The 26368-nt window shown below is 27.9% G+C and carries 25 protein-coding genes and 3 tRNA genes; 18 read left to right on the top strand and 10 right to left on the bottom strand.

Going from position 1 to position 26368, the window contains the following annotated elements:
- Positions 1–49: 49 nt before the first annotated feature.
- Positions 50–607 (bottom strand): peptide deformylase, encoded by a 558-nt coding sequence (def, locus tag OF364_RS01260; RefSeq protein ID WP_205851048.1) that lies wholly within the window; start codon positions 605–607, stop codon positions 50–52.
- Positions 608–771: 164 nt separating this feature from the next.
- Here def and OF364_RS01255 point away from each other — a divergent pair, with 164 nt between their 5' ends.
- The gene (locus OF364_RS01255; RefSeq protein WP_263752438.1) at positions 772–2049 is read left to right on the top strand and encodes a hemolysin family protein; all 1278 of its coding nucleotides are present in this window, start codon (positions 772–774) and stop codon (positions 2047–2049) included.
- A gap of 79 nt (positions 2050–2128) precedes the next feature.
- Here the strand turns inward: OF364_RS01255 and OF364_RS01250 are convergent, their stop codons facing one another.
- The gene (locus OF364_RS01250) at positions 2129–3742 is read right to left on the bottom strand and encodes an ABC-F family ATP-binding cassette domain-containing protein (RefSeq protein WP_205851046.1); all 1614 of its coding nucleotides are present in this window, start codon (positions 3740–3742) and stop codon (positions 2129–2131) included.
- 138 nt (positions 3743–3880) lie between these two features.
- Here OF364_RS01250 and OF364_RS01245 point away from each other — a divergent pair.
- A tRNA-Lys gene (locus OF364_RS01245) sits at positions 3881–3956 on the top strand.
- 42 nt (positions 3957–3998) lie between these two features.
- On the opposite strand, the gene OF364_RS01240 is transcribed toward OF364_RS01245, so the two are convergent.
- The gene (locus OF364_RS01240) at positions 3999–6143 is read right to left on the bottom strand and encodes an ATP-dependent Clp protease ATP-binding subunit (RefSeq protein WP_263773987.1); all 2145 of its coding nucleotides are present in this window, start codon (positions 6141–6143) and stop codon (positions 3999–4001) included.
- Between the two features lie 189 nt (positions 6144–6332).
- On the opposite strand from OF364_RS01240, the gene OF364_RS01235 reads away from it, so the two are divergent.
- The 11 genes from OF364_RS01235 (at position 6333) to OF364_RS01185 (ending at position 15424) form a co-directional block, all read left to right on the top strand.
- Positions 6333–6809, top strand: coding sequence for a hypothetical protein (locus tag OF364_RS01235; RefSeq protein ID WP_263752443.1), 477 nt, complete (start codon positions 6333–6335; stop codon positions 6807–6809).
- The gene (locus OF364_RS01230) at positions 6787–7587 is read left to right on the top strand and encodes a F0F1 ATP synthase subunit A (RefSeq protein ID WP_263773986.1); all 801 of its coding nucleotides are present in this window, start codon (positions 6787–6789) and stop codon (positions 7585–7587) included. The genes OF364_RS01235 and OF364_RS01230 overlap by 23 nt, the downstream gene beginning before the upstream one ends.
- Before the next feature lie 46 nt (positions 7588–7633).
- Positions 7634–7942 (top strand): ATP synthase F0 subunit C, encoded by a 309-nt coding sequence (atpE, locus tag OF364_RS01225; protein WP_205851042.1) that lies wholly within the window; start codon positions 7634–7636, stop codon positions 7940–7942.
- Positions 7943–7948: 6 nt separating this feature from the next.
- On the top strand, positions 7949–8491 hold the full coding sequence (locus OF364_RS01220; RefSeq protein WP_205851041.1) for a F0F1 ATP synthase subunit B family protein: 543 nt from the start codon (positions 7949–7951) through the stop codon (positions 8489–8491).
- A 2-nt stretch (positions 8492–8493) separates the two neighbouring features.
- Positions 8494–9024: a F0F1 ATP synthase subunit delta gene (locus OF364_RS01215; RefSeq protein ID WP_263773985.1), complete on the top strand. Its 531-nt coding sequence runs from the start codon at positions 8494–8496 to the stop codon at positions 9022–9024.
- Between the two features lie 12 nt (positions 9025–9036).
- On the top strand, positions 9037–10620 hold the full coding sequence (gene atpA / locus OF364_RS01210; RefSeq protein WP_263773984.1) for a F0F1 ATP synthase subunit alpha: 1584 nt from the start codon (positions 9037–9039) through the stop codon (positions 10618–10620).
- Positions 10599–11471, top strand: coding sequence for an ATP synthase F1 subunit gamma (gene atpG, locus OF364_RS01205; RefSeq protein ID WP_205851038.1), 873 nt, complete (start codon positions 10599–10601; stop codon positions 11469–11471). Before atpA ends, atpG begins: the two co-directional genes overlap by 22 nt.
- A 12-nt stretch (positions 11472–11483) precedes the next feature.
- Entirely contained in the window at positions 11484–12923 is a 1440-nt protein-coding gene (atpD, locus tag OF364_RS01200) for a F0F1 ATP synthase subunit beta (protein ID WP_263752451.1), read from the top strand.
- A 2-nt stretch (positions 12924–12925) separates the two neighbouring features.
- Positions 12926–13294 carry a F0F1 ATP synthase subunit epsilon gene (locus OF364_RS01195; protein WP_263752452.1) on the top strand — a complete coding sequence of 123 codons (369 nt, stop codon included), beginning with the start codon at positions 12926–12928 and terminating at the stop codon, positions 13292–13294.
- Positions 13295–13447: 153 nt separating this feature from the next.
- Positions 13448–15238, top strand: coding sequence for a hypothetical protein (locus OF364_RS01190; protein ID WP_263752454.1), 1791 nt, complete (start codon positions 13448–13450; stop codon positions 15236–15238).
- Between the two features lie 110 nt (positions 15239–15348).
- A tRNA-His gene (locus tag OF364_RS01185) sits at positions 15349–15424 on the top strand.
- A gap of 78 nt (positions 15425–15502) precedes the next feature.
- On the opposite strand, the gene OF364_RS01180 is transcribed toward OF364_RS01185, so the two are convergent.
- Complete coding sequence (locus OF364_RS01180) at positions 15503–16075, bottom strand: thymidine kinase (RefSeq protein ID WP_205851034.1); 573 nt, start codon at positions 16073–16075, stop codon at positions 15503–15505.
- Positions 16076–16193: 118 nt separating this feature from the next.
- Here OF364_RS01180 and ychF point away from each other — a divergent pair, with 118 nt between their 5' ends.
- Together ychF and OF364_RS01170 are read left to right on the top strand one after the other, a co-directional pair.
- Positions 16194–17297 carry a redox-regulated ATPase YchF gene (gene ychF, locus OF364_RS01175; RefSeq protein ID WP_263773983.1) on the top strand — a complete coding sequence of 368 codons (1104 nt, stop codon included), beginning with the start codon at positions 16194–16196 and terminating at the stop codon, positions 17295–17297.
- Positions 17298–17322: 25 nt separating this feature from the next.
- Positions 17323–17396: transfer RNA gene (locus OF364_RS01170), tRNA-Trp, on the top strand.
- Between the two features lie 40 nt (positions 17397–17436).
- Here OF364_RS01170 and OF364_RS01165 read toward each other — a convergent pair.
- From OF364_RS01165 to OF364_RS01140, 6 genes are all read right to left on the bottom strand, one after another.
- Positions 17437–18645 (bottom strand): MAG4270 family putative restriction endonuclease, encoded by a 1209-nt coding sequence (locus tag OF364_RS01165; protein WP_404824618.1) that lies wholly within the window; start codon positions 18643–18645, stop codon positions 17437–17439.
- Between the two features lie 19 nt (positions 18646–18664).
- Positions 18665–19432 carry a DNA cytosine methyltransferase gene (locus OF364_RS01160; RefSeq protein WP_263774018.1) on the bottom strand — a complete coding sequence of 256 codons (768 nt, stop codon included), beginning with the start codon at positions 19430–19432 and terminating at the stop codon, positions 18665–18667.
- Between the two features lie 10 nt (positions 19433–19442).
- Positions 19443–19856, bottom strand: a complete 414-nt coding sequence (gene dcm_N, locus OF364_RS01155) for a DNA (cytosine-5-)-methyltransferase N-terminal subunit (RefSeq protein ID WP_263773981.1) — start codon at positions 19854–19856, stop codon at positions 19443–19445.
- Positions 19857–19942: 86 nt separating this feature from the next.
- Positions 19943–21082 carry a methionine adenosyltransferase gene (gene metK, locus OF364_RS01150; RefSeq protein WP_263773980.1) on the bottom strand — a complete coding sequence of 380 codons (1140 nt, stop codon included), beginning with the start codon at positions 21080–21082 and terminating at the stop codon, positions 19943–19945.
- Between the two features lie 221 nt (positions 21083–21303).
- On the bottom strand, positions 21304–22284 hold the full coding sequence (asnA, locus tag OF364_RS01145) for an aspartate--ammonia ligase (RefSeq protein ID WP_205851030.1): 981 nt from the start codon (positions 22282–22284) through the stop codon (positions 21304–21306).
- Positions 22285–22421: 137 nt separating this feature from the next.
- A complete protein-coding gene (locus OF364_RS01140) occupies positions 22422–23615 on the bottom strand; it encodes a phosphoglycerate kinase (protein ID WP_205851029.1) in 1194 nt (397 codons plus the stop codon).
- 100 nt (positions 23616–23715) lie between these two features.
- On the opposite strand from OF364_RS01140, the gene OF364_RS01135 reads away from it, so the two are divergent.
- From OF364_RS01135 to tuf, 3 genes are all read left to right on the top strand, one after another.
- A complete protein-coding gene (locus OF364_RS01135) occupies positions 23716–24126 on the top strand; it encodes a hypothetical protein (RefSeq protein ID WP_205851028.1) in 411 nt (136 codons plus the stop codon).
- Between the two features lie 12 nt (positions 24127–24138).
- Positions 24139–24726: a diadenylate cyclase gene (locus OF364_RS01130; RefSeq protein ID WP_205851027.1), complete on the top strand. Its 588-nt coding sequence runs from the start codon at positions 24139–24141 to the stop codon at positions 24724–24726.
- Between the two features lie 234 nt (positions 24727–24960).
- A complete protein-coding gene (gene tuf / locus OF364_RS01125) occupies positions 24961–26154 on the top strand; it encodes an elongation factor Tu (protein ID WP_205851026.1) in 1194 nt (397 codons plus the stop codon).
- Positions 26155–26368 lie beyond the last annotated feature (214 nt).

Below are 26368 nucleotides of genomic sequence, written 5' to 3'. Positions count from 1 at the left end.
TAATTTAAATAATATAAAAGCCCGAAATTGTCTAATTTCAAGGCTTTTTTTATAATAAAACTAGGTTTTTATCTTTCTTTCAAGGCTCTTTTTTATTTATTCTATCAATAAATAGTGTTCCACCTAAATGGTCATATTCATGTTGAAAAACAATTGCGGGATATCCAGAAAGTTCATATCTTTTTATTTTCTTTTCAAAATAGGAATAAGCTTCAGCAATAACTCTTGAATATCTTGGAACATAACCTTCTTGGTTGGGGTGTTTTTCATTAACACTTAAACAACCCTCACCTTCTGATAAAGCAATTTTATGATTGGAATGACCTAACATTTTAGCATTGATTAAAACATCACTAAATATTACATTGTTTTCATTATCTGTAATTAAAATATAAAATATTTTTTTTAATATTCCATATTGCACAGCAGCTACACCTACAGCAGGTCTAAATTTGGTATTATCTTTTTGACTATCAGAAACATGATAAATCATTTTTTCAATCAAATCAATGTTTTCTTGTGATAATGGTATTTCAATATCAAGTGATTTTTCACGCAAGACTTTCTCAGGTAATTCTACTAATTTCACATCTTCAAATTTAAACATAATAAAATTATAGTTCTAAACTTAAAATATTGACAATTTTAGATTTTTCTATAATTTAAAACTAATTACTATTGTCAATTTAATTATCAATAATAAATTTATAGTTTATAATAATTAAATAATTTAAGTATGCATTAACATACAAATGGAGAGAATTTTTAAAAATGGACGAATCGCTCAGTATACATGACCCAAAAGTTTGACAAAGTATAATTTATTCTATATTGTTATTATTTTTGCTTGTTTGCTCAGGTATATTTTCTGCTTGTGAAACAGCATATACTACTTTATCTAAGGCAAAAATTGAAACCTTAGTTGATAAAAAAGTACGTGGTGCAAAAGCAATACTAAAACAACATCAATTTTTTAACCGTACGCTAGGCACAATTTTAATTGCAAATAATTTAGTTAATATTGCCGCTTCCACCTTGTTGGTTTATTTATTAACTACTGCTTTAGGCGCTGAAAAAGCAGGAATTTCATCAATTATTTCTACACTAGTGATGACACCTATTATCGTTTTCTTTGCCGAAATAATACCAAAAATAGCTGCTAAAGCCAGACCTGAAAAAACCGTTAGAAGTTTTTATTGATTTATTGAAATGTTATATTGAATTTTCATCCCAATTACATATCCAATTTCTAAAATTGGTAAAAAAATATATATAACCAACACCGAAGAAGACGTTAAAAGTTTACTAAACATAGCTCAAGATGAAGGTGTTTTGGAAACTAATGAATCAATAATGGCTCAAAATGTTTTGGATCTAGATTCAACTAAAGTTTCACAACACTTTATTAAGCTTAAAAATGTAGATTATATAAATTATAAGTCAACAATGCAAGATGCACTTGACATGTTTAAAGCAACTAATTATTCAAGAATACCTGTTGAAAAAGATGGCGATTTAGTGGGTATATTATTACTGAAAGATATATTCTTTTTAAAACGTGGCAATATTATGAATTACATTAAAACTGTTCCCAATATTTCAGCTAACTCATTATTATCTGTCGCTCTTGAAAAAATGCGTCAGGCTCGAGCTCAAATGGCGTTTGTTACAGAAAATAATAATGATGATAAAGCCATAGGAATTATCACAATCGAAGACATTTTAGAAGAAGTTGTTGGTGAAATATATGATGAATATGATGATGATGAACAAATTTATGAAATCAGTTTAGAAAGATCTGAAGCTAAAGGTACAGTTCTAATGAAAGCACTGTGAAAACAATTAGAACTAGAAGATCATTTAGAAAACTTTAGCTTATCTGATAAAGAAAAGAATTTAAGTTTATCTGAATGACTAGAACAAAAACTAGAACACCCCTTACGTAAAAATTCAAAATATGTTTTAAATGATGTTATTACTTTTAAAGTATTATCTAAAAAATCCAAAGAAAAAAAATATGATTACATTGAAATAAACTGAAGCAATTAAACCGAAATATAACTCTTTAAACCTAAAGGGTTATTTTTTAAAATAAAAATAGAACTTAACTAAAAGTTCTATAAATTAATTAATATCCCATTGCTTCTTCATATTCTTCTAGAGTACCATAGAATAAATAACTTTCTTTTGGTTTGATTTCTAATAATACATTAGCACATTCTTTAATCATAGCACGGTTGTAAGTTGTAAATATACATGAGCTCTTATATGACTTAACACCTTCAATTAAACTATCAATTGATTCTGAATCTAAATGGTCTAAAGGCTGATCAAAAATTAAAAAGTTACTTTCTTCTAGCATTAATTTAGACATCATTAATCTAACTTTTTCTCCACCACTAGTTACTTTAACATTTTTAAATACACTGTCATTAGAAAATAACATTCTACCTAAAAATGCTCTCATTCTTGCATCACTATTATCTTTAGTTTCTTGTGTTGTATTATTTAGTGGTCATTTGCTTAATCAATCAATAATCGATTCTGATTCTTCAAAATACTCCGAATTATTTGATGGAAAATAATTAGGTTTAATTGTTGAGCCTCATTCAATAGTTCCTGAAGTAGGTTTTCTTTTTAGCATTAAAATTTCCAAAAGTCTTGTTTTGGCAATGTCATCATTTCCAACAACAACCATTTTATCTCCGGCTTTTAAACTAAAACTTACATTTTCAAATAATGTATCTCCAGCATCATTAACATAAGTTAAATTCTTAACATTTAATATTTGTTTTCCTGGTGCACGGTTTAGATCAAATTTAATATATGGATATTTTCTTGAAGATGGTTTGATTTCATCAATAACAATCTTTTCAAGTAATTTTTTTCTACTTGTAGCCTGTCTTGACTTAGATGCATTGGCAGAAAATCGAGCTATAAATTCTTTTAATTTTTGTGCTTGTTCTTCTTTTTTTAGATTTGATTTTTGTTGCATCTCAATTAGCAATTGACTTGTTTGTTTTCAAAAAGAATAATTACCTACAAATAGTTTTGCTTCAGAAAAATCAATATCAACAATATGAGTGCAAATGGCATCTAAAAAATCACTATCATGACTTACTACAATAACTATATTAGAATAATCCATTAAGAAATTTTCTAGCCATTTAATAGTTTTTAAATCAAGTCTGTTTGTTGGTTCATCCATTATTAAAATATCAGGGTTGCCAAACAAAGCCTTAGCTAACAAAACTTTAACTTTTTCATTAGCTTTAAGTTCTGACATTTTTAGATTTCATTTACTTGATTCAATGCCTAAATTTGATAAAAGAGTTTGGGCATCGTTTTCGGCATTTCATCCACCCATTTCACCATATTGTTGTTCTAAAACACTAGCTTTTTCGTAATCTTCCATTGTAGCTTCAGGATTTTCATAAATCTTATTTTTTTCTAAATTAATTTTATATAGTTCTTTGTTACCCATAATAACAACATCAGTAACATTAAAATCATTGTATTCATCATGATTTTGGCTTAAAACACTCATTCTGGCATTTTTTTCTTTAACTATTTGTCCTTCTGAAGCTTCAATCTCTCCACTTAGAATTTTTAAAAAAGTTGATTTACCAACACCATTAGCCCCTATAATACCATAAACATTACCTGGTAAAAATTTCAAGTTTACATTACTAAAAAGTTTTTTATCGGGAAAAATTTTGCTTATTCCACATACATCTAACATCTAAAAACCTCCATATTATTAACATAGTTATTAATTATACTAGAACAATTTATATTTAATCTAATACACCGCAATTAAATTCTAAAAATAAAATAATAGCCTAAAAAATTGGTTTATAATTATATGTGCTTAAAATGAGCATCCTTAGCTCAGCAGGTAGAGCAAGGGACTCTTAATCCCTGGGTCGTGGGTTCGAGCCCCACAGGATGTACCATATAAAAAAGACAAGCTTGTGCAACTTGTCTTTTTTCTTTAATTATTTAAGTTCAATACTTAGTTCATCCTTTTCGACATTTACATGTATTGAAGAATAATTTTTAGTTTCATTTTTAATAATTAAATCAGCAATTCTATTTTCAATATTATTTTGAATAAATCTTTTTATAACTCTAGCTCCAAAGCTTTCATCATATGATTTTCGAGCTATATATTTATATACACCTAGGTTTGTAATTAATTCTAGATTGTGATTTAAAATCAATCTTTGATTTAGTTTTTCAATTTCAATAGCGGCAATTTGTTCAATTGTTAACATATCCAAGGGACTAAAAGGTATGATTTCATCTATTCGGTTTACAAATTCTGGTTTAAGACGCTTTAGAAGAATTGTTTTAATTTCTTCATTTGATAATTCTTTTTTCATCATTTCCTCTGAACCTATATTTGAAGTCATTATTATGATTGTGTTTTTAAAATTAATTTTTCTTCCTTTGCTATCACTTAGAGTTCCATTGTCCATAATTTGTAATAAAACATTTAAAATATCTATATGAGCTTTTTCGATTTCATCAAATAAAACAATAGAATAAGGCTTTTGTCTAACTTTTTCAGTTAATTGCCCACCATTATCATCATAACCAATATATCCTGGAGGCGAACCAATTAATTTTGAAACACTATGTTTTTCCATATACTCAGACATATCGAGTCTAATTATATGATTTTCATCATCAAAAAGATTGGCAGCTAGCGCTCTAGCTAGTTCAGTTTTACCAACTCCTGTAGGTCCTAAAAACAGAAACGAACCAATTGGTCTATTAGGATCATTAATGTTTGCTTTTGCTCTTTTTATTGCTTCAGAAATTAAAGAAATCGCATGATTTTGTCCTCTAACACGCTTTTGTAAATTCTTGCTTAAATTTAGCAGTTTATTTCTTTGATTTTCTAAAAGTTTTGTCACAGGAATTCCTGTTCATTTACTTACTATTTGAGCCACTTCTTCACTATCAATAGTTTCTTTAATTAAACGGTTATCTAATTTCTTTAATTTATCTTCAAGTTCTTTTTTAGTTTGCTCTAGTTCAGGAATTAATCCATACATAATTTTCGAAGCTAAAACATAATTTCCTTCAGATTGTAAGACCGATAATTGCCGTTTGTTTTCTTCAATACTATCTTTTAATGATGACAATTTTGCAATTAATTCTTTTTCATCATTTCATTGTTTTTGAAGTGTTTGTTGCTTAGTTTTTAGTTCACTAAGTCTTTCGTTAATTTCTTTAATTCGATTCGCATTTTTTGTTGTATTTTTTTGATTAATATCTTCTAAGGCAACTTTTTCAATTTCTAAATTTGCAATTTCATAATTTAGTTTTTCAATAGGTGCTGGAATGTAATTCATTTCAGTTTTAATATTAGAAGCTGCTTCATCAATTAAATCAATTGCCTTATCAGGTAAAAATCGATCAGGAATATATCTAGCTGAAAGATTAGCAGCAGCCACAATAGCTTCATCTTCAATTTTAACTTCATGGAAAGTTTCGAATCTGTCTTTAATTCCTCTTAGAATGGTTATTGTGTCATTTATTGAAGGTTCTGCAATATAGATTTTTTGCATTCTTCTTTCTAAAGCAGAATCTTTTTCAATATATTTCCGATATTCATTTAATGTTGTAGCACCGATTAAATGTAGCTGACCTCTAGCCATCATAGGCTTTAGCATATTAGCAGCATCCATATTGCTGTCACCAGAAACTCCTGCTCCTATTAGCATATGAATTTCATCTATAAATAAGATAATTTCTCCATCAGAGTCTTGAATTCTTTTAAGAATAGATTTCATTCTTTCTTCAAATTGCCCACGATAGCTACTTCCTGCCACAATTGCGGATAAATCTAGTTCATAAATTTTTTTAGATTTTAAATTTTCAGGAACTTGATTTTCAATTATTTTTCTTGCTAATCCTTCAACAATAGCTGTTTTACCTACACCTGGTTCTCCTACTAAGACAGGATTATTCTTAGTTTTTCGCGATAAAATTCGCACTAAAGAACGAATTTCTTCATCTCGATTAATTACCGGTTCCAATTTTCCTTTGCTAGCTAATTCTGTCAAATCTCTACCATATTTTAGTAATGGATCTTTTTGATCATCTTCAGCTGGTGTTCATGATGCATGCATAATTATCCTCCTTGAATAAACTAATTATATCACTTTATTAGCACTTAGACTAAAAGAGTGCTAATTTTTTTTGAAAATAGAGTAATTTAGAATCTTGGACAGCAACATATTTATGAATTTCTAAAATAGTATCTTTATTAAAAGATATATAATATTAAATAGGTTATTTTATTTAGTAACCATTTGAGCATGAAAAATATAAATGAAAAAAAATTTTGAATAACTTATGCCACTTTAAATGTAGCAATATTTCTGATATTTATTGCTTTAACTCCTTTTAATTATTCTTTGTTATTCGGATTTATGGTTGGCATAGTTAGTTTTTTATTATTCTTAGGGTCATTGAAATTAATTGAAAAGTTAATTGCTGATATTGCTAAGGAAAAAAATAAAACAAAATCTAAAAAAGTAATTGGAATATTAATATTTTTTGTTTTATTTATTCTTAATATTTCGCTTTTTGCATTATTCATTTGACTAAATGTTTATTTCCATGATTCATTAGGTTGAAAACAATCAAAAGCTTTTTTTCCATTTAATGTTATTACAATGACAACACCATATGTATTACTTTCTGTTTATGTAATTATATGAGCAATTGCGAATTGGATAAATTCAAAAATAAGACAAAGAAAGGAGAATAATGGACAAATTACTGAGACTTAATTGATTTGGTGATTCTGAAATTAATTCAAACCAAATTTTTTCAATGATTGTGTTAGTTTTTATTACACTTGCATTATCAATTTTGATTTACATTGGTGTAAAAAGACAAAAAGCGAATGTGGCTCCAAATACTGCTATTGTTTTAGTTGAAGTTGTAGTTGCAGGTAGTGATGAATTTTTTAGCGAGAAACATGAATCAAAATTTGATAAAGCAAATCCATATTTAATATCATTATTTGTTTTTATTTTCTTTGGCAATATTTTATCTTTAATAGGGCTTGCTCCTATTGGAACAAGTTTATCGGCAATTTTAGCTGCAACAGTAGTTACATGATTAGGTACAGCCGGAGTTGGAATAGCATATAACAAAATTAAATATATACTTAAATTAATAAATCCATTAGAATTTGCTTCCAATTATTCACCCCTTATATCAATGACATTTCGTTTATATGGAAATATTATGGGAGGAGTAGTTTTAGTTTCATTAACAACATTATTTTTAAATAATATTTGATCTAAAATTATTGGAATTGATCCTAGTTCAGCAGCATCAACATTTAATCCACTTGGAGTGTTATTGTTGCCAGCATTTAACTTATATTTTGACATATTTGGTGTCGCAATTCAGGCATTTGTATTTGTGTTATTAACGGTATCATACTGGTCCCAGGCAGCAGAGGTTGATATTAAAGAAAAACACAAGAAAAAAATTCGAGCTTGAAAGAAAAAAGTTGTTGAAAACAAACAACTCAATCTTGAAAGCAATACTGTTTAAAATAAAATAAATTACTATATATAAAAAATTTTTGTAGGAGAAAATTATGATTGATAAATTAGATAAATTGAACGAAATTGTTCAAAAATTTAACCCTAATAATGCAGGTAGTTCTTCAAGTGTAAATTACCCATTTGCTTATGGTTTAACAATGCTAGGAGCTGGTCTAGCTATTTGTGGTTCTGGTGTAGTTTCTTTAGGACAAGGTATAGCTGTGGCTAAGGCTTGTGAAGCTGTAGGAAGAAATCCTGAAGCTTTATCTAAAGTTCGTACATTATTAATATTTGGTTTAGCAATAGTTGAATCGGCTTCAATTTATTGTTTAATTATTGCACTACTATTAATTTTTGTTTAGTAAATTATGTACCAAAATACTTTTATTAAATTAAAAAGCGGTAGTGTATCTGATGAAATTCAAAAAACTTTCTCAGGCTTGTCATTTAATTGACCATTATTTGTATTTTCATTAATTGTTTTAATGTTGGTTACTGTTATTATTACTTTTTTAGTTTACAAACCCATTAAAAAGATGATTAAAAAGCGTCAACAATTAATTCAAGAAAATATTGATGCTTCAATTAAAGCAAAAGACGATGCTTTAAGAGTTCAAGAAGAACATGATAAAAAAATTATTGAAGCCACAAACCAGGCAACTATGATTATAAATAACGCTAAAGTTGAAAGTGAAAGAATTATTAATAGTGGTTCGGCATTAGCAAAGAAAAAAACAGAAATAATGCTAGATCAAGCAGAAGTTTTAATTAACAAAAAGCATGAAGAATTTAGCAAACAACAGAAAAAAATTATTATGGATAATGCAGTTGAATTAGCTAAAAAAATCATTGGTCGTGAAATTAAGGATGCTGACAACATTAAAATGATTAAAGAAGTATTGGATAAATAGTCATGTTTGATTTAAAACAAACAATTAACAATTGATCTTTTGCTCTATTTGATTTAGTTAGAAATTCTAAAGATCTAGAAAAAATTACTGATGACTGCGAAAAAATAATTCAGGTTTTAAAACAAAACAAAGAGTATTTAATGATTTTAAATTCTTATGATATGTCAGATGAAAAAAAATACTCGATGATTGATGAGGCTTTTGGATTATTTCATCCTTATATTTTAAATACAATAAAATTAGCAACTAAAAAACACGTTGTTAAATATTTAGGTTCAATTTTTCATAGATTTATAGAGTTATCTAATGAAAAATTAAAAATAAGATATGGAAAAGTTTTTAGTTCAAAAAAGATTTCGACTGAAGAAATGAAGAAATTGGAACTAAAAATTTCTAAGGACTTAAATTCTAAAATAATTTTAGTCAATGAAATTGACCCTTCTTTAATAGGAGGTATCAAAATAAAAGTTGATGAATATTTAATTGATAATACCGTTTTAGGTAGATTAGAAAAAATCAAAAGAACAATATAGAAAGGAGCTCTAATGGCAATTAAACCTAGTGATCTATCAGCTATTATTAAAAACCAAATTAAAGATTTTAATGAAGCTATTAGTTATGAAGAAGTTGGGCGAGTTATTACTGTTGGTGATGGTATTGCAATGGTTAGTGGGCTTAACAGCGTTGAATATGGCGAATTAGTTTTATTTGACTGTGGCATTGTTGGTATGGCACTAAATTTAGAAGAAGAACTAGTCGGAATTGTTGTTATGGGTGATGATAGAAATATTGTCGAAAATTCCCATGTTAAAAGAACACACAAGGTAATATCAGTAAAAGCTGGGGACAGCCTTTTAGGCCGTGTAGTTAATGCTTTAGCTCAACCAATTGATGGCAAGGGTAAAATAGAGGGAGAAATTGATAGCCCAATTTTCAAAATAGCTCCTGGAGTTATGACAAGAAAACAAGTATCAGAGCCCTTACATACTGGAATTTTAGCAATTGATGCCTTAATTCCAATTGGTCGTGGTCAACGTGAATTGATTATTGGTGATAGACAAACTGGAAAAACGGCAATAGCAATAGATGCGATTTTGAATCAAAAAAACAAAAATGTGTATTGTATATATGTTGCTATTGGTCAAAAAAATTCAACAATCAGTCAAATTGTTGACCAATTACAAAAACATAATGCTTTAAAATATACAACTATAGTTTCAGCCTCAGCTTCTGAAAGTGCTCCATTACAATATATTGCTCCGTATACAGGCATTACGATAGCAGAAGAATGAATGTCTAAAGGAAAAGATGTTTTAATAGTCTATGATGACTTATCTAAACATGCTGTGGCTTATCGTACTCTTTCTTTATTATTAAGAAGACCTCCAGGTCGTGAAGCATATCCAGGAGATGTATTTTACTTACATTCACAATTACTAGAAAGATCAGCAAGATTAGACCAAAATCATGGTGGTGGTTCAATTACAGCCTTACCTATTATTGAAACTCAAGCAGAAGATATTTCAGCTTATATTCCTACAAATGTTATTTCAATTACTGATGGTCAAATATTTACCAAAGAATCGTTATTTAATTCAGGCCAAAGACCTGCAATCGATGTTGGTTATTCAGTTAGTCGTGTTGGTTCAGCTGCGCAAACAAAATTAACTAAAAAAGTTGTATCAAGTTTAAAACTTGAACTAGCACAATACAACGAAATGCAAGCTTTTGCCCAATTTGGTTCAGATTTAGACCAAAATACAAGAACAATTTTAGAACACGGTTCAAAAGTATATGAGCTTTTAAAACAATCACAATATTCACCATATTCTCCTTCAGAACAAATTATTTTACTGTTCTGTGCTAAATATCGTTTAATTAATGTAATTCCTAAAGATAAAATAATTAAATATCGTCAAGAATTATTAACTTATTTTTCAGTTAATGTTTCAGCATCTAAAGTGCTAAGAAAATTAAATGAAGCTTCTGATTGAACTGATAAATTAATTGAAGATATTTACAACAAAATTTTGCAATTTAATGAATTATTTATTAAAACAATTCCTTTATATAATAAAGACCTATATCAACCTGTTCCGGAATTAGCATGGAAAACCTCCAAAAAATAAAACAAAGAATTAATTCAGTTAATTCTACAAAAAAAATCACTAAGGCAATGGAATTGGTTGCAACAGCAAAATTTTCTAAAATAAGAAACAAAACAAATAAAGTTAAGTCATATTATGAAAATATCGAAAAAATTTTTATTAATTTAATAAAAAATACTGATCAAGATATAGATAAATTATTAAATAAGCACGCCTGAACTTTTGCTGCTAAAAGAAACTTATATATTGTTTTTGGTAGCGATTTAGGTCTTTGCGGTTCTTTTAATTCTGAAATGTATAAAAAAATATGTGAAGTAGTTAGTGGTGATGACATTTTAATTGTCATTGGTTCAAAATTGCTGAGCTTAATTGAAAAAAACAAAAAATATCATATTATTCAAACATTAACACAAATTGGAGATAATCCAACTATTGATGTTGCTCAAGTGGTTTCAAATAAGATTTATGATGTTTTAGAAATATCACTTTTAAAGTCTGTAAAACTAATTTATACATATTATGAAAATCCCTTAAAAGCAGATCCTATAGTCAAAGAAATTTTTCCAATTTCTTCAGAAACTATCCAAAAATTCGATAATAAAGAAAATGAATATATTAAAAAAGAAACAATATTTGAACCTAACCCAGAAATAATCCTACAAAACTCATTTAAGATATTTTTTGAAGCTTCTATCTTTAATGCTTTAACTAATGCTAAACTAGCAGAAACTAGTCAAAGAAGAACAGCAATGGAACAAGCTTCAAACAATGCTGAAGATTTAATTAATGATCTAAAAATAAGCTATAACAGTTCAAGACAATCAAAAATAACCCAAGAACTTACAGAAATTGTAAATGGTTCAGATTCTTAGGAAAGGATATATATGCCAAAAACTAAAAAAAATGAAGAACAAAAAAACTATGGTGTAATAACTCAGATTTTAGGTGCAGTTATCGACGTTAGATTTGAAGAAGGTAAAGCGCCTAAAATGCTTAATGCCTTGTTTGTTATTGATGAACAAAATCCTAAGAATCAGCAATACTTGGAAGTAGCACAACATATTGGAAATGACACTGTTAGAACTATAGCTATGAGTTTAACTATTGGTCTAAAAAGAGGTATGAAAGTTTTAGACCTTCAAAAACCAATTACAGCACCAGTTGGTAAAGAAATTTTATCTAGAATGTTTAATGTTTTAGGTGAACCAATTGATTTAATGGGTGGAGAATTTAATAATCGTTTACCAATTCACCGTCCTGCCCCTAGTTTTGAAGAACAAAAATCAACTTTAGAAATATTTGAAACTGGAATTAAGGTTATTGACTTGTTAATACCTTATATAAAAGGTGGAAAAATTGGATTATTTGGTGGTGCTGGAGTTGGTAAAACTGTTTTAATTCAAGAATTAATTAATAATATTGCAAAACAACATGGCGGTTTATCTGTGTTTGCTGGAGTGGGTGAAAGAACTCGTGAAGGTAATGATTTGTATCATGAAATGAAAGCTAGTGGTGTTTTAGATAAAACTGCCTTGGTGTTCGGACAAATGAATGAACCGCCCGGTGCTAGAATGAGAGCACCATTTACTGCTCTAACAATGGCTGAGTATTTTAGAGATTCATTAGGGCAAGATGTTTTATTATTTATCGACAATATTTTTAGGTTTACTCAAGCGGGTTCAGAAGTTTCTGCCTTATTGGGACGTATGCCATCAGCTGTTGGTTATCAACCAACATTAGCAGTTGAAATGGGGCAATTGCAAGAAAGAATTACTTCAACCAATAAAGGATCTATTACATCAGTGCAAGCAGTTTATGTTCCCGCTGATGACTTAACTGACCCTGCGCCTGCAACTACATTTACTCACTTAGATGCTAAAACCGTTTTAGATCGTGATATAGCTGCCTTGGGTATATATCCTGCTATTGACCCACTTGGTTCAAATTCGAGAATGATGGACCCTAACATAATAGGTTTAGAACATTACAACACTGCCCGCGAAGTTCAAAATATTTTACAAAGATTTAAAGAACTTCAAGATATTATTGCAATTCTAGGAATGCATGAATTATCTGAAGAAGATAAAAGAGTTGTTGCTAGAGCCAGAAGAATTAGAAGTTTTTTATCTCAACCATTTTTTGTTGCTGAAAAATTTAGTGGAATTCAAGGTAAATATATAAATTTAAAGGACACAATAAGATCATTTAAAGAAATTTTAAGTGGAAAATATGATGATTTACCAGAAGAAGCCTTTTTATATGTTGGCACTATTGAAGAAGTTATTCAAAAAGCCAAAACTTTAGGCTACAAATTTGATAAATAAATATGGCAAATAAAGTTATCGATGTTGTTATAACAACACCCAAAGGGATTTATTTTGAATCTAAAGCTTCAATCGCTACATTTTCTACAACTGAAGGACAAATAGGACTAATGAACGGCGCTTTACCATTTATAGCAGCTTTAGTACCTTCTCAAATAATTATTAAAACTGAACAAGAAAAGGATAGTAAAATCTTTTATATTGACCAAGGAATAGTGGAATTTAAAGATAATTTATTATCACTTATTGTTAGTCATATTGACACTAAGCCAATTAATTTAGAAATTAATTTTAAACAAGACATTCAAAAAAAACATGATGTCATTGAAGAATTAATTCTTAAGAAAAAAATTGCTGAACAAAAAAAATAAATTGATTTATTACAAAACTCACTTTTTAACCAATTGGTGAGTTTTTTGAGCTTTCTTAGATTATATCTAAGGTTTATATTAACTCTTAAAATATTTAGTTACGTTTTTTGTTAAAATATAGATTAGATATGATAAAAAAAATGGAGAAAATAAATGAAAAAATCTTTAAAAATTTTAACAACATTGGGAGCAATTTCTGCAATGGTTCCTGTATCATTAGCAGCAATTTCTTGTTCGAATACAGAAAAAAATGAATTAGAAAAAACTATAAGTGAATTAGAACAAAAATTAAGTGCATCTGACCTTAGACAAGATCAAAAAGATGCACTAAAAACAGAAATCCAAAAAGCTAAAGAAATTTTGAATAACAAATCTGCTTCAAAAGAAGATTTAGTTAAGGCTAAAACAAATTTAAAATCAAAATTTGAAGAAATAAAAAAACAACCTGCACCAAAAACAGAGGCTGAATTATTACAAGAAGCTAAAAACGCTTTAAGTGCTTATATTAAAGAAATTGAAGCTAAAAAAGATACCTTAAGAGCTGATCAAAAAGCAGACTTAGAAAAAGCAATTGAAAAAGCAAAGACTATAGAAAATAAAGCAGACGCTACTAAAGAAGAATTAATATCAGCTAAGAATGAGCTAAAATCTTCTTATGAAACAATTTTAGCTAAACCTAAACCAAATAATCCAAGAGATATTGCTATTGAATCATTTAATGCTTCAAAGCAAGCTATTGAAGAATATATTAAAAGTGATTTAAAATATACTTACTTAGAAGCTTTAAAAACTGAATTATCTCAAGAAATTCAAACCCAAACAAATATAGTACAAAACAATGCATCTACCAAAGAACAAATTGATGAAGCTAAACAAAATTTAACCAAAAAATTTGATGAAATAAAATCCAAGATACCAAATTTAAAATTACAAGAAGCTCAAAAAGTAGTTAATAAGCTAGCATTTAATACAAATAAATTTGCTTCTGAAATTACAAATGACAATCTAAACGAGCAATTGCTTTATGTAATGGCAGAAGGCTCAACTGGTTCTTGAAAAGACTTTAAAGATAATGATAAAACAACTGAATTTAGCGAAAAAATATTAGAAGACCTTGGGCTATCATTAAATAAAGTTAATGACAAATTATATTCAGTTGAATGAAAAAAAGACACCAAAACATTAGAGGCTGAAATAACTATTGAAAATAAGAAATTTAAAGTTTCAGGCACTCTAGCATTTGATGCTCCAAATGTAGAAGAATATTTCACAGTTTTAAATCCTACAATAAAAGCTGATATTGACAAAACAACATTAACAGCAAAAAAACTAAATTATAAAAGTTTTGATTTTGCTAAAAAAGGATTTATATATGAAGGTGATGCAACTAAACCTCAATTCATTAAATTTTATACAATAAAAAATATTACAACAGATGAAAATGCAGCTGAAGGTAAAGCAGTAATTGAATTTGTTTTTTCAAACTATGACAATAGTATTAAATATTCAAAAACAGTTGAATATGACGGTTTTAAAAAAGGCTCAACAAAAGTAACAAATGATTCAATTCTTGAAAAAATTAAAAACAAAACAATTTTTAGTGGAAAATTAGAACAATCAGTCATAGATGATATTAAAAAATTATCAGAAGATAAAAAGAAACATAAAGATTATGAATATGAATATTTCGGTTACATTAAGTCATATAGCACCAGCATTACTTACGGTTTAAAAAGCAAAGATGCAAAATCAAAATTCACAGGAATAAAATGAGATGAAGAATTTATAGAAGCACTTTATACTAAAAAAATAATTTACGCTTCTAAATCATCAAATAAAAGAAAAGCACTTGAATTTGCTCTAAAAGATAACAAAATATACATTGTATTCATTTTTGCAGATGATGATACAAAAACTCCTCATTTTATAGCTCTTGAAGATTAATAAACTAATAATTATAGTTGGCTTTTGCCAACTATTTTATTTGTCTTAATAAAATTCTAAGTTTTTTAAAAAACTAACTATTTATGCTAAAATAATAAGGCTAATAAATGGCGTTCGTGGCGAAGTGGTTAACGCTCCGGGTTGTGGCTCCGGCATACGAGGGTTCGATCCCCTTCGAACGCCCCATTTTTTTATCTTTTTTACTAAATGAAAAAAGTTGCTAATTATTAGACAAATTCAAGAGTCTAATAAAATATTGCAACTTTATTTTTTTATATTTTTTCCTAAATTATAACATCTACGACATCTAGGTTCATACTCATTATAATCACCTAATAGTCTTTGTTCTTCGCTATCAATTTTTCGATAAGACATTGAAGCCAAATTTTTACATATAACACATATAGCATTTAGTTTGGTTACTCTTTCAGCTATTGCCATTAATTGTGGCATTGGACCAAAAGGTTTGTGCAAATAATCCTGGTCTAAACCTGCAATAACAACTAAATATCCCTTATTAGCTAAATCATCTGCAATTTTGATAATATCTTCACTAAAAAAATGAGCTTCATCAATCAAAATAGAATCATAATGCTCTTTTTTTAGTAAAGAATATATTTCATTAATATCTTCTAGTGTGTAAGTATCACATTTTGTTCCTGCTCGACTTACTATTTCAGTTTCTGAAAACCTATTATCAAATTTTGGTTTAATAATTAAGCTGTTAAAACCTACATATCATAGAGTTTTAAATTTTCTTAATAATTCTTCACTCTTACCACTATACATAGGTCCTGTTATGATTTCTATTGACCCTTTGTTATATTTTTCATTCATAGCTTAAAAATTTTCTCCTTATCATATGTGCTGTTGATATGTAATAATAATACATTTTAATAGTATAATTTTTCTAATTTAAACTAATATTTTTTAAGTTATAAAAAGGAGAATAATTATGTCATTAAAAGCAGGTATTGTAGGTTTACCAAATGTAGGAAAAAGTACCTTATTTTCAGCCTTAACGCTTAATGAAGCTGAATCAGCAAATTATGCTTTTACTACAATTGAGCCTAATGTTGCGATTGTAAACTTGGAAGACACTAGATTATATCAATTAGCCAAAATGGTAAATGCCAAAAAAGTAGTTCCAGCAACATTTCAATTTGTAGATATCGCCGGTCTAGTTGAAGGAGCTTCTAAAGGCGAAGGCTTGGGCAATAAATTTCTAGCTAACATTCGAGAAGTAGATGCCATAGTTCATGTTATTAGATGTTTTGAAGATGAAGATATAGTTCATGTCAAAAATAAAATAAATCCTTTAGATGATTTAAAAATAATAAATTTAGAATTAATATTAGCTGATTTACAAACTACTGAAAATATTATTAATAGAATAGCCAAAAGAGCTCAAAACACCAATGATAAAGAACTTAAAAAAGAATATGAATTGCTTTTGAAAATTAAAAACAGTTTACAACAAGAAATAATGCTAAAAAATATAGTTTTTGATGAAGAAGAGCTTAAATTAATTAAAAATTATCAATACTTAACTATGAAGCCTACAATTTATGTAGCTAATTTAGATTCTAAATCATATGCTAATTTAAACAATGCTATTCATTTTCAAACACTAAGAAAACATCTTGAAACTCAAAATGAAATATTAATTCCAATATGCATTAAATTAGAATATGAAGTTTGCCAATTTAGCGCTGAAGAAAAACAAATGTTTTTAAATGAATATAATATTGAAAAATCTGGTTTAGATGAAATTATTTCTAAAAGTTTCTATTTACTTAATCAATCGACATACTTTACAGCAGGTGAAATCGAAGCTAGAGCATGAGTTTTTAAAAACGGAATGAATGCTGCTGAATGCGCTGGCATAATTCATACTGATTTTGAAAAAAAATTTGTTAAAGCTGAAGTTATCAAATATGAAGACTATCTAAATTTAGGTGGAGAAAAACAAGCCAAAGAAGCCGGAAAAATGTCATTAGAAGGCCGTAATTATATAATGCAAGACGGTGACATATGCTACTTCAAGATAGCAAAATAGTTTATAATTAAAACATTATAAACATGGGGGTTTTGTATAATGGTAGTACTATAGTCTCCAAAACTATTTGTAAGGGTTCGATTCCTTTAACCCCTGCCATATTATTTTAAATAACCAAAAAATAGAGCACAAAACTGCTCTATTTTCTTTTTTGATTTCTTCAAATAATAAATTGAATCATATTTTGACTTAGTTTTGATTGGGGAATTTTTTCCAAGCATTTTTCTCAATCTTCAAGTTCAAAATTCTTATCTAAAATTTGAATGTCGCCAGATTTAGAATATGTAAATTCATTTCTATCAAAACATTTATGAATATCAATTGGTAAATTTAGTAAATTTTCCTTGCTTGCAACATATCCAAGAATTTCTTGAAATTTAGGAGAATCCGCTATTATATCATTATCAATATTTTTGATATTGTTGTGTAAAATGAAAGCATAATTCTCTAAATCTTTTTTAATATATTTAACATCATATATATGAGCATTCTCAATTTCCATTTTTCTCTTTCTTTTGGCTTTTATATCCTCTAAATCAAATACGTTTATTTCAAAAGAACTGGCTTTGTTTCTAAAACTTTCTATTTTAGGATCAATAATATTTTCCCTAATTCTCTTTGTGCCATCAATTTCTTTAATTATTCTTTTTTGATATAAGGTTCATTCAAATTTTTCTTTTGAATTTTTATTGTTTTTGTTTGCTAATTTTAATAGCTCACCAAATTTTTCAGATGCTTTATTAAACGAATCATTTTTTTCATCAAAAAACTTATCCATAAAGGAATCATAATTCTTGTAGTTATTAGAAAATTTAGCCATCTCTTCAATTTCTTTAGAATTTTTGTTATTTTTTTGATTTTTTAAAATTAAATCTAAAACCATAAATAAATTATAAATATAACTATCATATGCTTTTGTTTTCATCGTGTATTTTTCTAAATCAATTATCATTTCAGCATTTTTTGGATTAGCAAAAGAACCTCCTGCATTGTTTCCTTTTAGAATAGAAATGATATTTTTTATAGTTTTATTTTGTAAAAAATAATAATTGTTAAAAAAGTCATTAACAATTTTAATTTGTTTCTCATCTAAAACAATAGTTTTATTTGCATTTATATTTGGTCTTTGTTCTTGCTTTAAACCAATTAGTTTAAATAAATGATTTCTAGTTTTAAAATTAGCATTTTGCTTTATGAATCAACTTGGAGTAGTATATTCATCAATTTCTAAATATTCGAAATTGATATAAATGCCCTCAATTAGTCAATCGTCCTCTTGCATGAAAATATCTATGTAGCCTTTTGCTTTAGCGGAATTAGAACGCTTGTTTTTAGCAGATTTAGTAATGAAATAAAGTCATATTTATCTAAATAAGCTTGCATTCGATGATTTCCTTAAAAACATGTTCTAAAACTTCAACACTAATAGAATTGCCACATAAATAAATCATTTTTGTTTCTGACATTAAATCAGCATTTTTTAAAGCTAAATAATCTTTATTATCAAAACCCATATATAAAAAGGATTGCTGTGCATTAATATAATTAATGCTATTAGTTTCTTTGAAATAAAATTTTAATCTGCTATTTGCACCACTTGCTGTTAAGGTCGGTCCAAAGCCTTTATTTAAATAAATATAGGCTTCAGAATTAAAATTAGTATAATCAATTAATTTAGATTTTCAAATTCCGTTTTTAGTTTTTTTAAACTCATTAAAAGCATATTTATTGGAATATTTAAATTCTTCCATATTATCATTACAAATTATTTTGTCTAGTGTATTTTCATGAGTAATATGTTTTGGAAAATCAAAATTTTTAGTTTTGTCTAATCAAGAAATACAGAAAACTCGCTCTCTATTTTGAGCGCTTCCGTAATCAATAGAATTAATTATTTTATATTTTGATTTGTATCCTAATTTTTCTAAGCTTTTGGTTCAATCCTTAAATTGCTCAATAAATTTTTTAGACATCAATGCTTTTACATTTTCTAAAACCAAAACCTTTGGTAAAGAATTTTTATTATTCTTTAGAATACGTTCTATTTCATAAAGCAAACCACTTCGAGTGTTATCTAATCCCTTTTGTTTGCCTTGTTGCGAAATATCTTGGCAAGGAAAAGAATAAGTTAGAATGTCAATATCTTTAGGTAGTTTCTCGAAATGAGTAATGTCAGTTTGACTCTCTCTCTCTCTCTCTCTCGTTTACATTAAATTTCTTAAAAAAATAATCATTATTTACATATCCATATAAATAGGGAAAAATTCTTCTCAATTTTTGTTCATTCATTTTCTGAAAATAATTGTCACTAACAACATTTTTACTGTTGGCACTTCATATGTATTCTTTAAGTTTTGTTATCATTTCAGTTTTTGAATATTTTTCTTCAAAAGAAACGGCGCCATAATGAATTATCATATATGCAATAATTGCATCAATATAAAAATCACAAGATCCAAGTGATTTAACATTGATTTTTAAAGATTTTTCAATATTTTTAAGAGCTTTATATTGGCTACCAATTCCAGCAAACATTTCATATAGTTTTACATTTTTCATGATATTAATTTTAGCGTATTAAAAGGCTAAAAAAAAATAAAATTAAAACCAAAACCGTAACTGATTTTGGTATCCATAATATTTGCTTATTTAAGGTTTAATTCTGATTTAATAACTTGAATTTTATCCAATGCCTCTCAACTTAAATTTAAATCGTTGCGTCCAAAATGACCAAATGTTGCAGTTTGTAAATAAATTGGCTTAAGTAGATTTAGCGTTTTAATTATTCCTCTAACACTTAAGTCAAATAATTTATTTATTAAATTAATTATTTCATTTTCAGAAAATCTAGAAGTTCCAAATGTATTAACATAAATACTTTGAGGTCTTGGTAAACCAATAGCATAAGATAATTGAATTTCACACATTTTAGCTACGCCTGCAGCTACTAGATTTTTAGCTATATATCTTGCCATATAAGCTGCACTTCTATCAATTTTAGTAGCATCTTTTCCACTAAAAGCTCCTCCACCATGGTGAGCAAAGCCACCATAAGTATCAACAATTATTTTTCTTCCAGTTAAACCAGTGTCTCCTACGGGCCCCCCAATTACAAATCTTCCGGTTGGATTAATTAATATTTCATAATCTAGATTGAAATTATGTTTCACCATTACATAATCAATAATATTTTCTTTAATAAATTTTTTAAATTTTTCTTCGTTGAAATTGGATAAATGTTGAACTGACATTAAAACTTTTGCAACTCTAATGCTATTGTTTTCATCGTCATACTCAACTGTAACTTGGCTCTTCATGTCACTTTTAGCATAAGGAAATTTTTTGGCACGTCTTAGTTTTTCAGCTCTCTTAACCAATTCATGACTTAAAACAATTGGTCAAGGCATGTAATATTCATTTTCATCTGTTGCATATCCAAATAAAATTCCTTGGTCTCCAGCTCCTAAATCATCACTACCTTTTTTAGCAATTCCAATGGCTATGTCTGGACTTTGGTGATAAATTCCATTAATTATATTAAAATCATTTTCATTATATCCTAATGGTTTTAGCACTTTTCAGGCTTCTTTTATTGTATCAATATATCCAGAAGTAGTAATTTGCCCTCCAATGTAAATGATATTGTTATTTGCTAAAACATCACATGCTACTCTGGCGTACGGATCTTTTTTTAATAAACCATCTAATATAGCATCACTAATTTGATCACAAATTTTATCTGGATGACCAGCACCCACGCTTTCTGAAGTTAAAACTCTTTTCATAGTTTAAATAATCCTTTCTTATATTTTTAATATTAAAAAAACATAAAAAAACAGCCAATAATTAGAAAAGCTGTTTTTTAAAAGCATTAGTGTAATGATACATGTTAGACATTTAATGTCCCTGACTATCCACCTTGATTATTAATTTTATAAACAGGTTGGCATGTTTCAAACGCTTGTCAAGCTAAACAACTCTCTATGTACTTTTTAATATTAATTAATTATAGCAAAATAATATCTGATTTTTTTGCACTTTCGATCGTTTTATCATCTCAAACACTAACTTGAACTTCACCTATATGTTTTTTTTCTAATAAAAACATAGCGATTCTCGATTGTCCAATTCCTCCACCAATAGTTAAAGGAAATTTATTTTCAATAATAGCTTGATGATATGAACTAATTCTAGCTATTTCTTCTAATGGTAAATTATATTGCTTTTGTAATGAATTAGCATCAACTCTAATCCCCATGCTGCTTAATTCTAGTGCAATATCATTTAGTTCATCATATACTATTAAATCTCCATTCAAGTTTCAGTCATCATAATCTTTGGCTCGATTTGAATGAGGTATGTTATCTGGAAGATTGTAGCCTATTTTATAAATAAATATTGCTCCATATTTTTTAACTAGTTCATATTCTCTTTCCTTAGAACTTAAATTAGGAAATTTATTATAAAGTTTTAATGAATCAATAAAAAAGATCTTTTTAGGCAATTTAGATTTTAAAGTAACATAAGTGCTATTAATTTTTTTCTCAGTAAATTTCAAAGCTTGATATATTTTGTTAACTATTTTCTTTAAAAATGATAAATCGCGATCTTCTTTAGCAATTATCATTTCTCAATCTCATTGGTCGACATAAAATGAATGAGTATTATCAATTATTTCTTCTTGTCTAATGGCATTCATATCCGTATATATTCCATGATACAAATCAAAATTATATCTATATAGCGCATCTCTTTTTCATTTAGCTAACGAATGAACTATTTCAAGTTTTTCATTAATTGATTTAGGTCGAAATGATACGGGTTTTTCGCCAGATAAACCATCATTTAAACCACTTGAACTTCTAACAAATAAAGGAGCAGAAACTCTAGTTAAATTCAAAGATTTTTTTAATTTATGTGAAAAAACGTCTTTTAAAATTTCAATTGCTAATTGTGTTTCTTTTAAACTTAGTTTGGAATTTTTCATAATTTAAAATTTTAGCAAAAAATGTATAAACAACATTGCTTTAAAAACCATTATAAACTTAGTTTCTTGATTTTATAATTTAGAGCATTAAAAAATATCGAGCGCTTAAGTTTAAACTCGATATTTTTGCATCAATATTATTTATCTTGAATTGCTTCAAATCCTGGCATTTTATTTCCTTGAATAAATTCAATAGAAGCACCACCACCAGTTGAAATAAAACTAAATTTTGATTGATAGCCTAATTTGTTAATTGCAGTAACCGAATCTCCGCCACCAACAACTGAATAAGCTTTTTGGTTATTAGCTATAGCTATAGCAATACCTTTTGTTCCATTTTCAAAATTCTTAAATTCGCTAACTCCTGCTGGACCATTTCAAAAAATAGTTTTTGCTGAAGCTATAACTTCATTAAATAATTCAACAGATTGTGGACCAACATCTAGACCCATATATCCATCAGGTATATCAATATTATCTTTATTTGTAAATTTAGGTGTTTTATCTGCAAATTCATCTGTATAAGCATTATCAATTGGTAAAACAATTTTGTCTTTATATTGTTTTAGATATTGAGTTGCTAATTCTAATTTGTCATCTTCACATATTGAAGTACCAATTTTGTGACCCAATGCTTTTTGAAAAGTATAAGCCATACCTCCAACTACTAGTACTTTATCAGCAACATTAAATAGTTTTTCTAAAACTTTGATTTTATCGCTAACTTTAGCTCCACCCACAATAGCAACAAAAGGTCTTTCGAAACCATCTAGAATTTTTTCTAAATGTTTAACTTCATCATTCATTAAAAAACCTAAAGCTGATTCTTTAACAAATTTAGCAATTCCTGCTGTTGAAGCATGCGAACGATGTGAAGCTCCAAAAGCATCATTAACATAAACATCACCTAAACTTGCTCAGAATTTAGATAGCTCTTCACTATTGCCAGATTCTGCTTTGTCATTTAAATCCTCGTGACGAGTGTTTTCTAAAAAAATGATTTCACCAGGTTTTAGATTTTGAGCAGCCTCCTGTACTTCTTTTCCCTTTGTAAAAGGAATAAATTTAACTTCTTTGCCCAAAATTTCTGAGAATTTAGCAACAACAGGTTTTAAAGTTTTATTAGCTTTATCTTCTGGAGTTTTAATTCTTCCAAGGTGTGAAAGCATAATTAAAGAAGCACCATTTTCCAAAATATATTTTATTGTTGGTATTGCTGCATCTATTCTTTTAGTATCCATTACTTTTCCATCTAATAAAGGTACATTAAAATCAACTCTCAAAATTACTTTCTTACCTTTAAGTTCAATATCTTTAATTGTTTTTTTCATTTTATCTCCCAATTTAATATAAAATTTTAACGATATAAATAATTATAATAAGATTATTTTATATAAAAATATTGAATTTCGTTGAAAGAATGGAGAAAAAATGGCAAAACTTTTAGGTGCTCAAAAACAAAAAGATACCCGTAGTTTGAAATATGATCCTGAGAATGATAGTATTTCAAAAATAATTGCAGAATTTCAGAACTATAAGAAAAAAGCTTATTTTTACAAACCATACTCTGAAATGGAGATTTTTTCATTTTTTCAAAAAATAAGATTCATGAAAATAATGGATGAAAAGAACTCAACTAAAATTGAAGAAACTCAAAAACGCCAAAATAAAATTAAACTTAAATATGCTAATTACATTGAATATGAAAAATGGTCAGATTCACCTTTAGCAACTAAAACTAAGCCAATGCCACTATGACTAAAAATAACAATCATTTCAGCCTTTATTGCTTTAATTATTATTATGCTTGTGATTATTCTTGGCTTAAATAAATGATGATAGGAAAATAAGATTATGGAAAAAAACATATTATATGCAATATTATCATTAGTTATTTTAGTAACAATTGTAATAGTTACCAACTATGCAATAGCACTTTTCAATGCTATTAAAAGAAACAAATCAAATAAAAAAGCCTTAGGTGATTCAACACGAATAAGAATAATATTCCAACTAAAAGAAGCTATTGAGTATTTATCTAAAACTAAAACAGGTGCTTTAATTACTATCGAGAACAATGATAATTTAGATAGTTTAAGAACTGACGGTGTCATTTTAGATGCTAATATTTCAGCAGCACTTCTAATTTCTATTTTTAATAAAAACAGTCCGCTACATGATGGAGCAGTTGTGATTAGAAATAATAAAATTCATTATGCTGCAACATATTACAAAATTACTAAAAAATCTATTAATAATAAATATGGAGCAAGACATAGAGCGGGAATGGGTATATCTGAAACTTCAGATGCAATAACAATTATTGTTAGTGAAGAAAATGGTGGAGTAACTGTTGCTAAAACAGGTGAATTTAAACAAGTTCCTATTGATGCTTTACAAGATACTTTAGGAAGAATTATTAAAGATGACAAGAAATTTTAATCTTGCTAATTTTTAAGCGAAAAATACTATGATTTAAGTCGTTAAGAATATTAATGTAAATATTTATATTTTTTTGTTAAAATTTATTCTATTGACTTTAAAACTAAACGCAATCGGACAGGACATAGATGAAAGACTATGCTTAGGTGGTTAAACGCGTTTAACTAAGATTTTTAATCTTAAATAAAAATAAAAATTAAATATTAATCAAAAATTTTTGAAAGGAAATTAAATATGGCAAAAATGGATTTTGACCGTTCGAAACCACACGTAAATATTGGTACAATCGGACACGTTGACCATGGTAAAACTACTTTAACAGCAGCTATTGCTACAGTTTTATCTAAAAAAGGTTTATCAGAAGCTAGAGACTATGCTTCTATAGATAATGCTCCTGAAGAAGAAGCACGTGGTATTACTATTAATACTTCACACATCGAATATCAAACAGAAAAACGTCACTATGCACACGTTGACTGTCCAGGCCACGCTGACTATGTTAAAAACATGATTACTGGTGCTGCACAAATGGATGGTGCTATCTTAGTTGTTGCTGCAACAGATGGACCTATGCCTCAAACTCGTGAACACATTCTTTTAGCGAAACAAGTTGGTGTTCCTAAGATCGTTATCTTCTTAAACAAAATTGATATGTTTAAAGCTGATGAAAGAGAAGAAATGGTTGGATTAGTAGAAATGGACGTTCGTGGTCTATTATCAGAATATGGTTTTGATGGTGACAATGCTCCTATTATTCCTGGTTCAGCTTTAAAAGCTCTACAAGGTGAAGCAGAATATGAAGAAAAAATTATGCAACTTATGGATGCAGTTGATTCATATATTGAAGAACCGAAACGTGAAGTTGATAAACCATTCTTAATGGCTATCGAAGACGTATTTACAATTACCGGTCGTGGAACTGTTGCAACAGGTAGAGTAGAACGTGGAGTTCTATCAATCAACGAAGAAGTTGAAATTGTTGGTCTAAAACCAACCAAAAAAACAGTTGTTACTGGAATTGAAATGTTCAGAAAGAACTTAAAAGAAGCTCAAGCTGGAGATAACGCTGGTTTATTACTACGTGGTGTTGATAGATCAGAAATCGAACGTGGTCAAGTTTTAGCTAAACCTAAAACAATTATTCCTCACACAGAATTTGAAGCAACAGTTTATGTTCTTAAAAAAGAAGAAGGTGGACGTCACACACCATTCTTCCAAAACTATAAACCTCAATTCTACTTCCGTACAACAGATGTAACAGGTGGAATCGCATTTATTGGAGACCGTGAAATGGTTATGCCTGGAGATCAAGTAGATCTAAAAGTTACTTTAATCTCACCAATCGCTGTTGAAGAAGGAACAAAATTCTCAATCCGTGAAGGTGGTAGAACAGTTGGTGCAGGATCAGTTACAAAGATCTTGAAATAATTTAATTCGAACATCAAATGCAAAATTTGATGTTTTTTCTTTCAAAATTTTATTTTTAAAAAACATACCAGTGTCTAATTTCTTGGTATAAACATATCCCCTATTAGTGGACTACCACAAATGGAGGATATGTTTTTTATTATGAAAAAATATAAGACAAGAATATTTTTATACAAGTTGTGTATGAGAGTGCTTACTGGAGAAAAAATTCCAG

The sequence above is a fragment of the Mycoplasma enhydrae genome (assembly GCF_025779955.1).
GTDB classification, from domain to species: Bacteria; Bacillota_I; Bacilli_A; order Mycoplasmatales; family Metamycoplasmataceae; genus Metamycoplasma; species Metamycoplasma enhydrae.
Note: the sequence above shows the minus strand (reverse complement) of the source record. Positions and strands in the feature narration are given on the sequence as shown.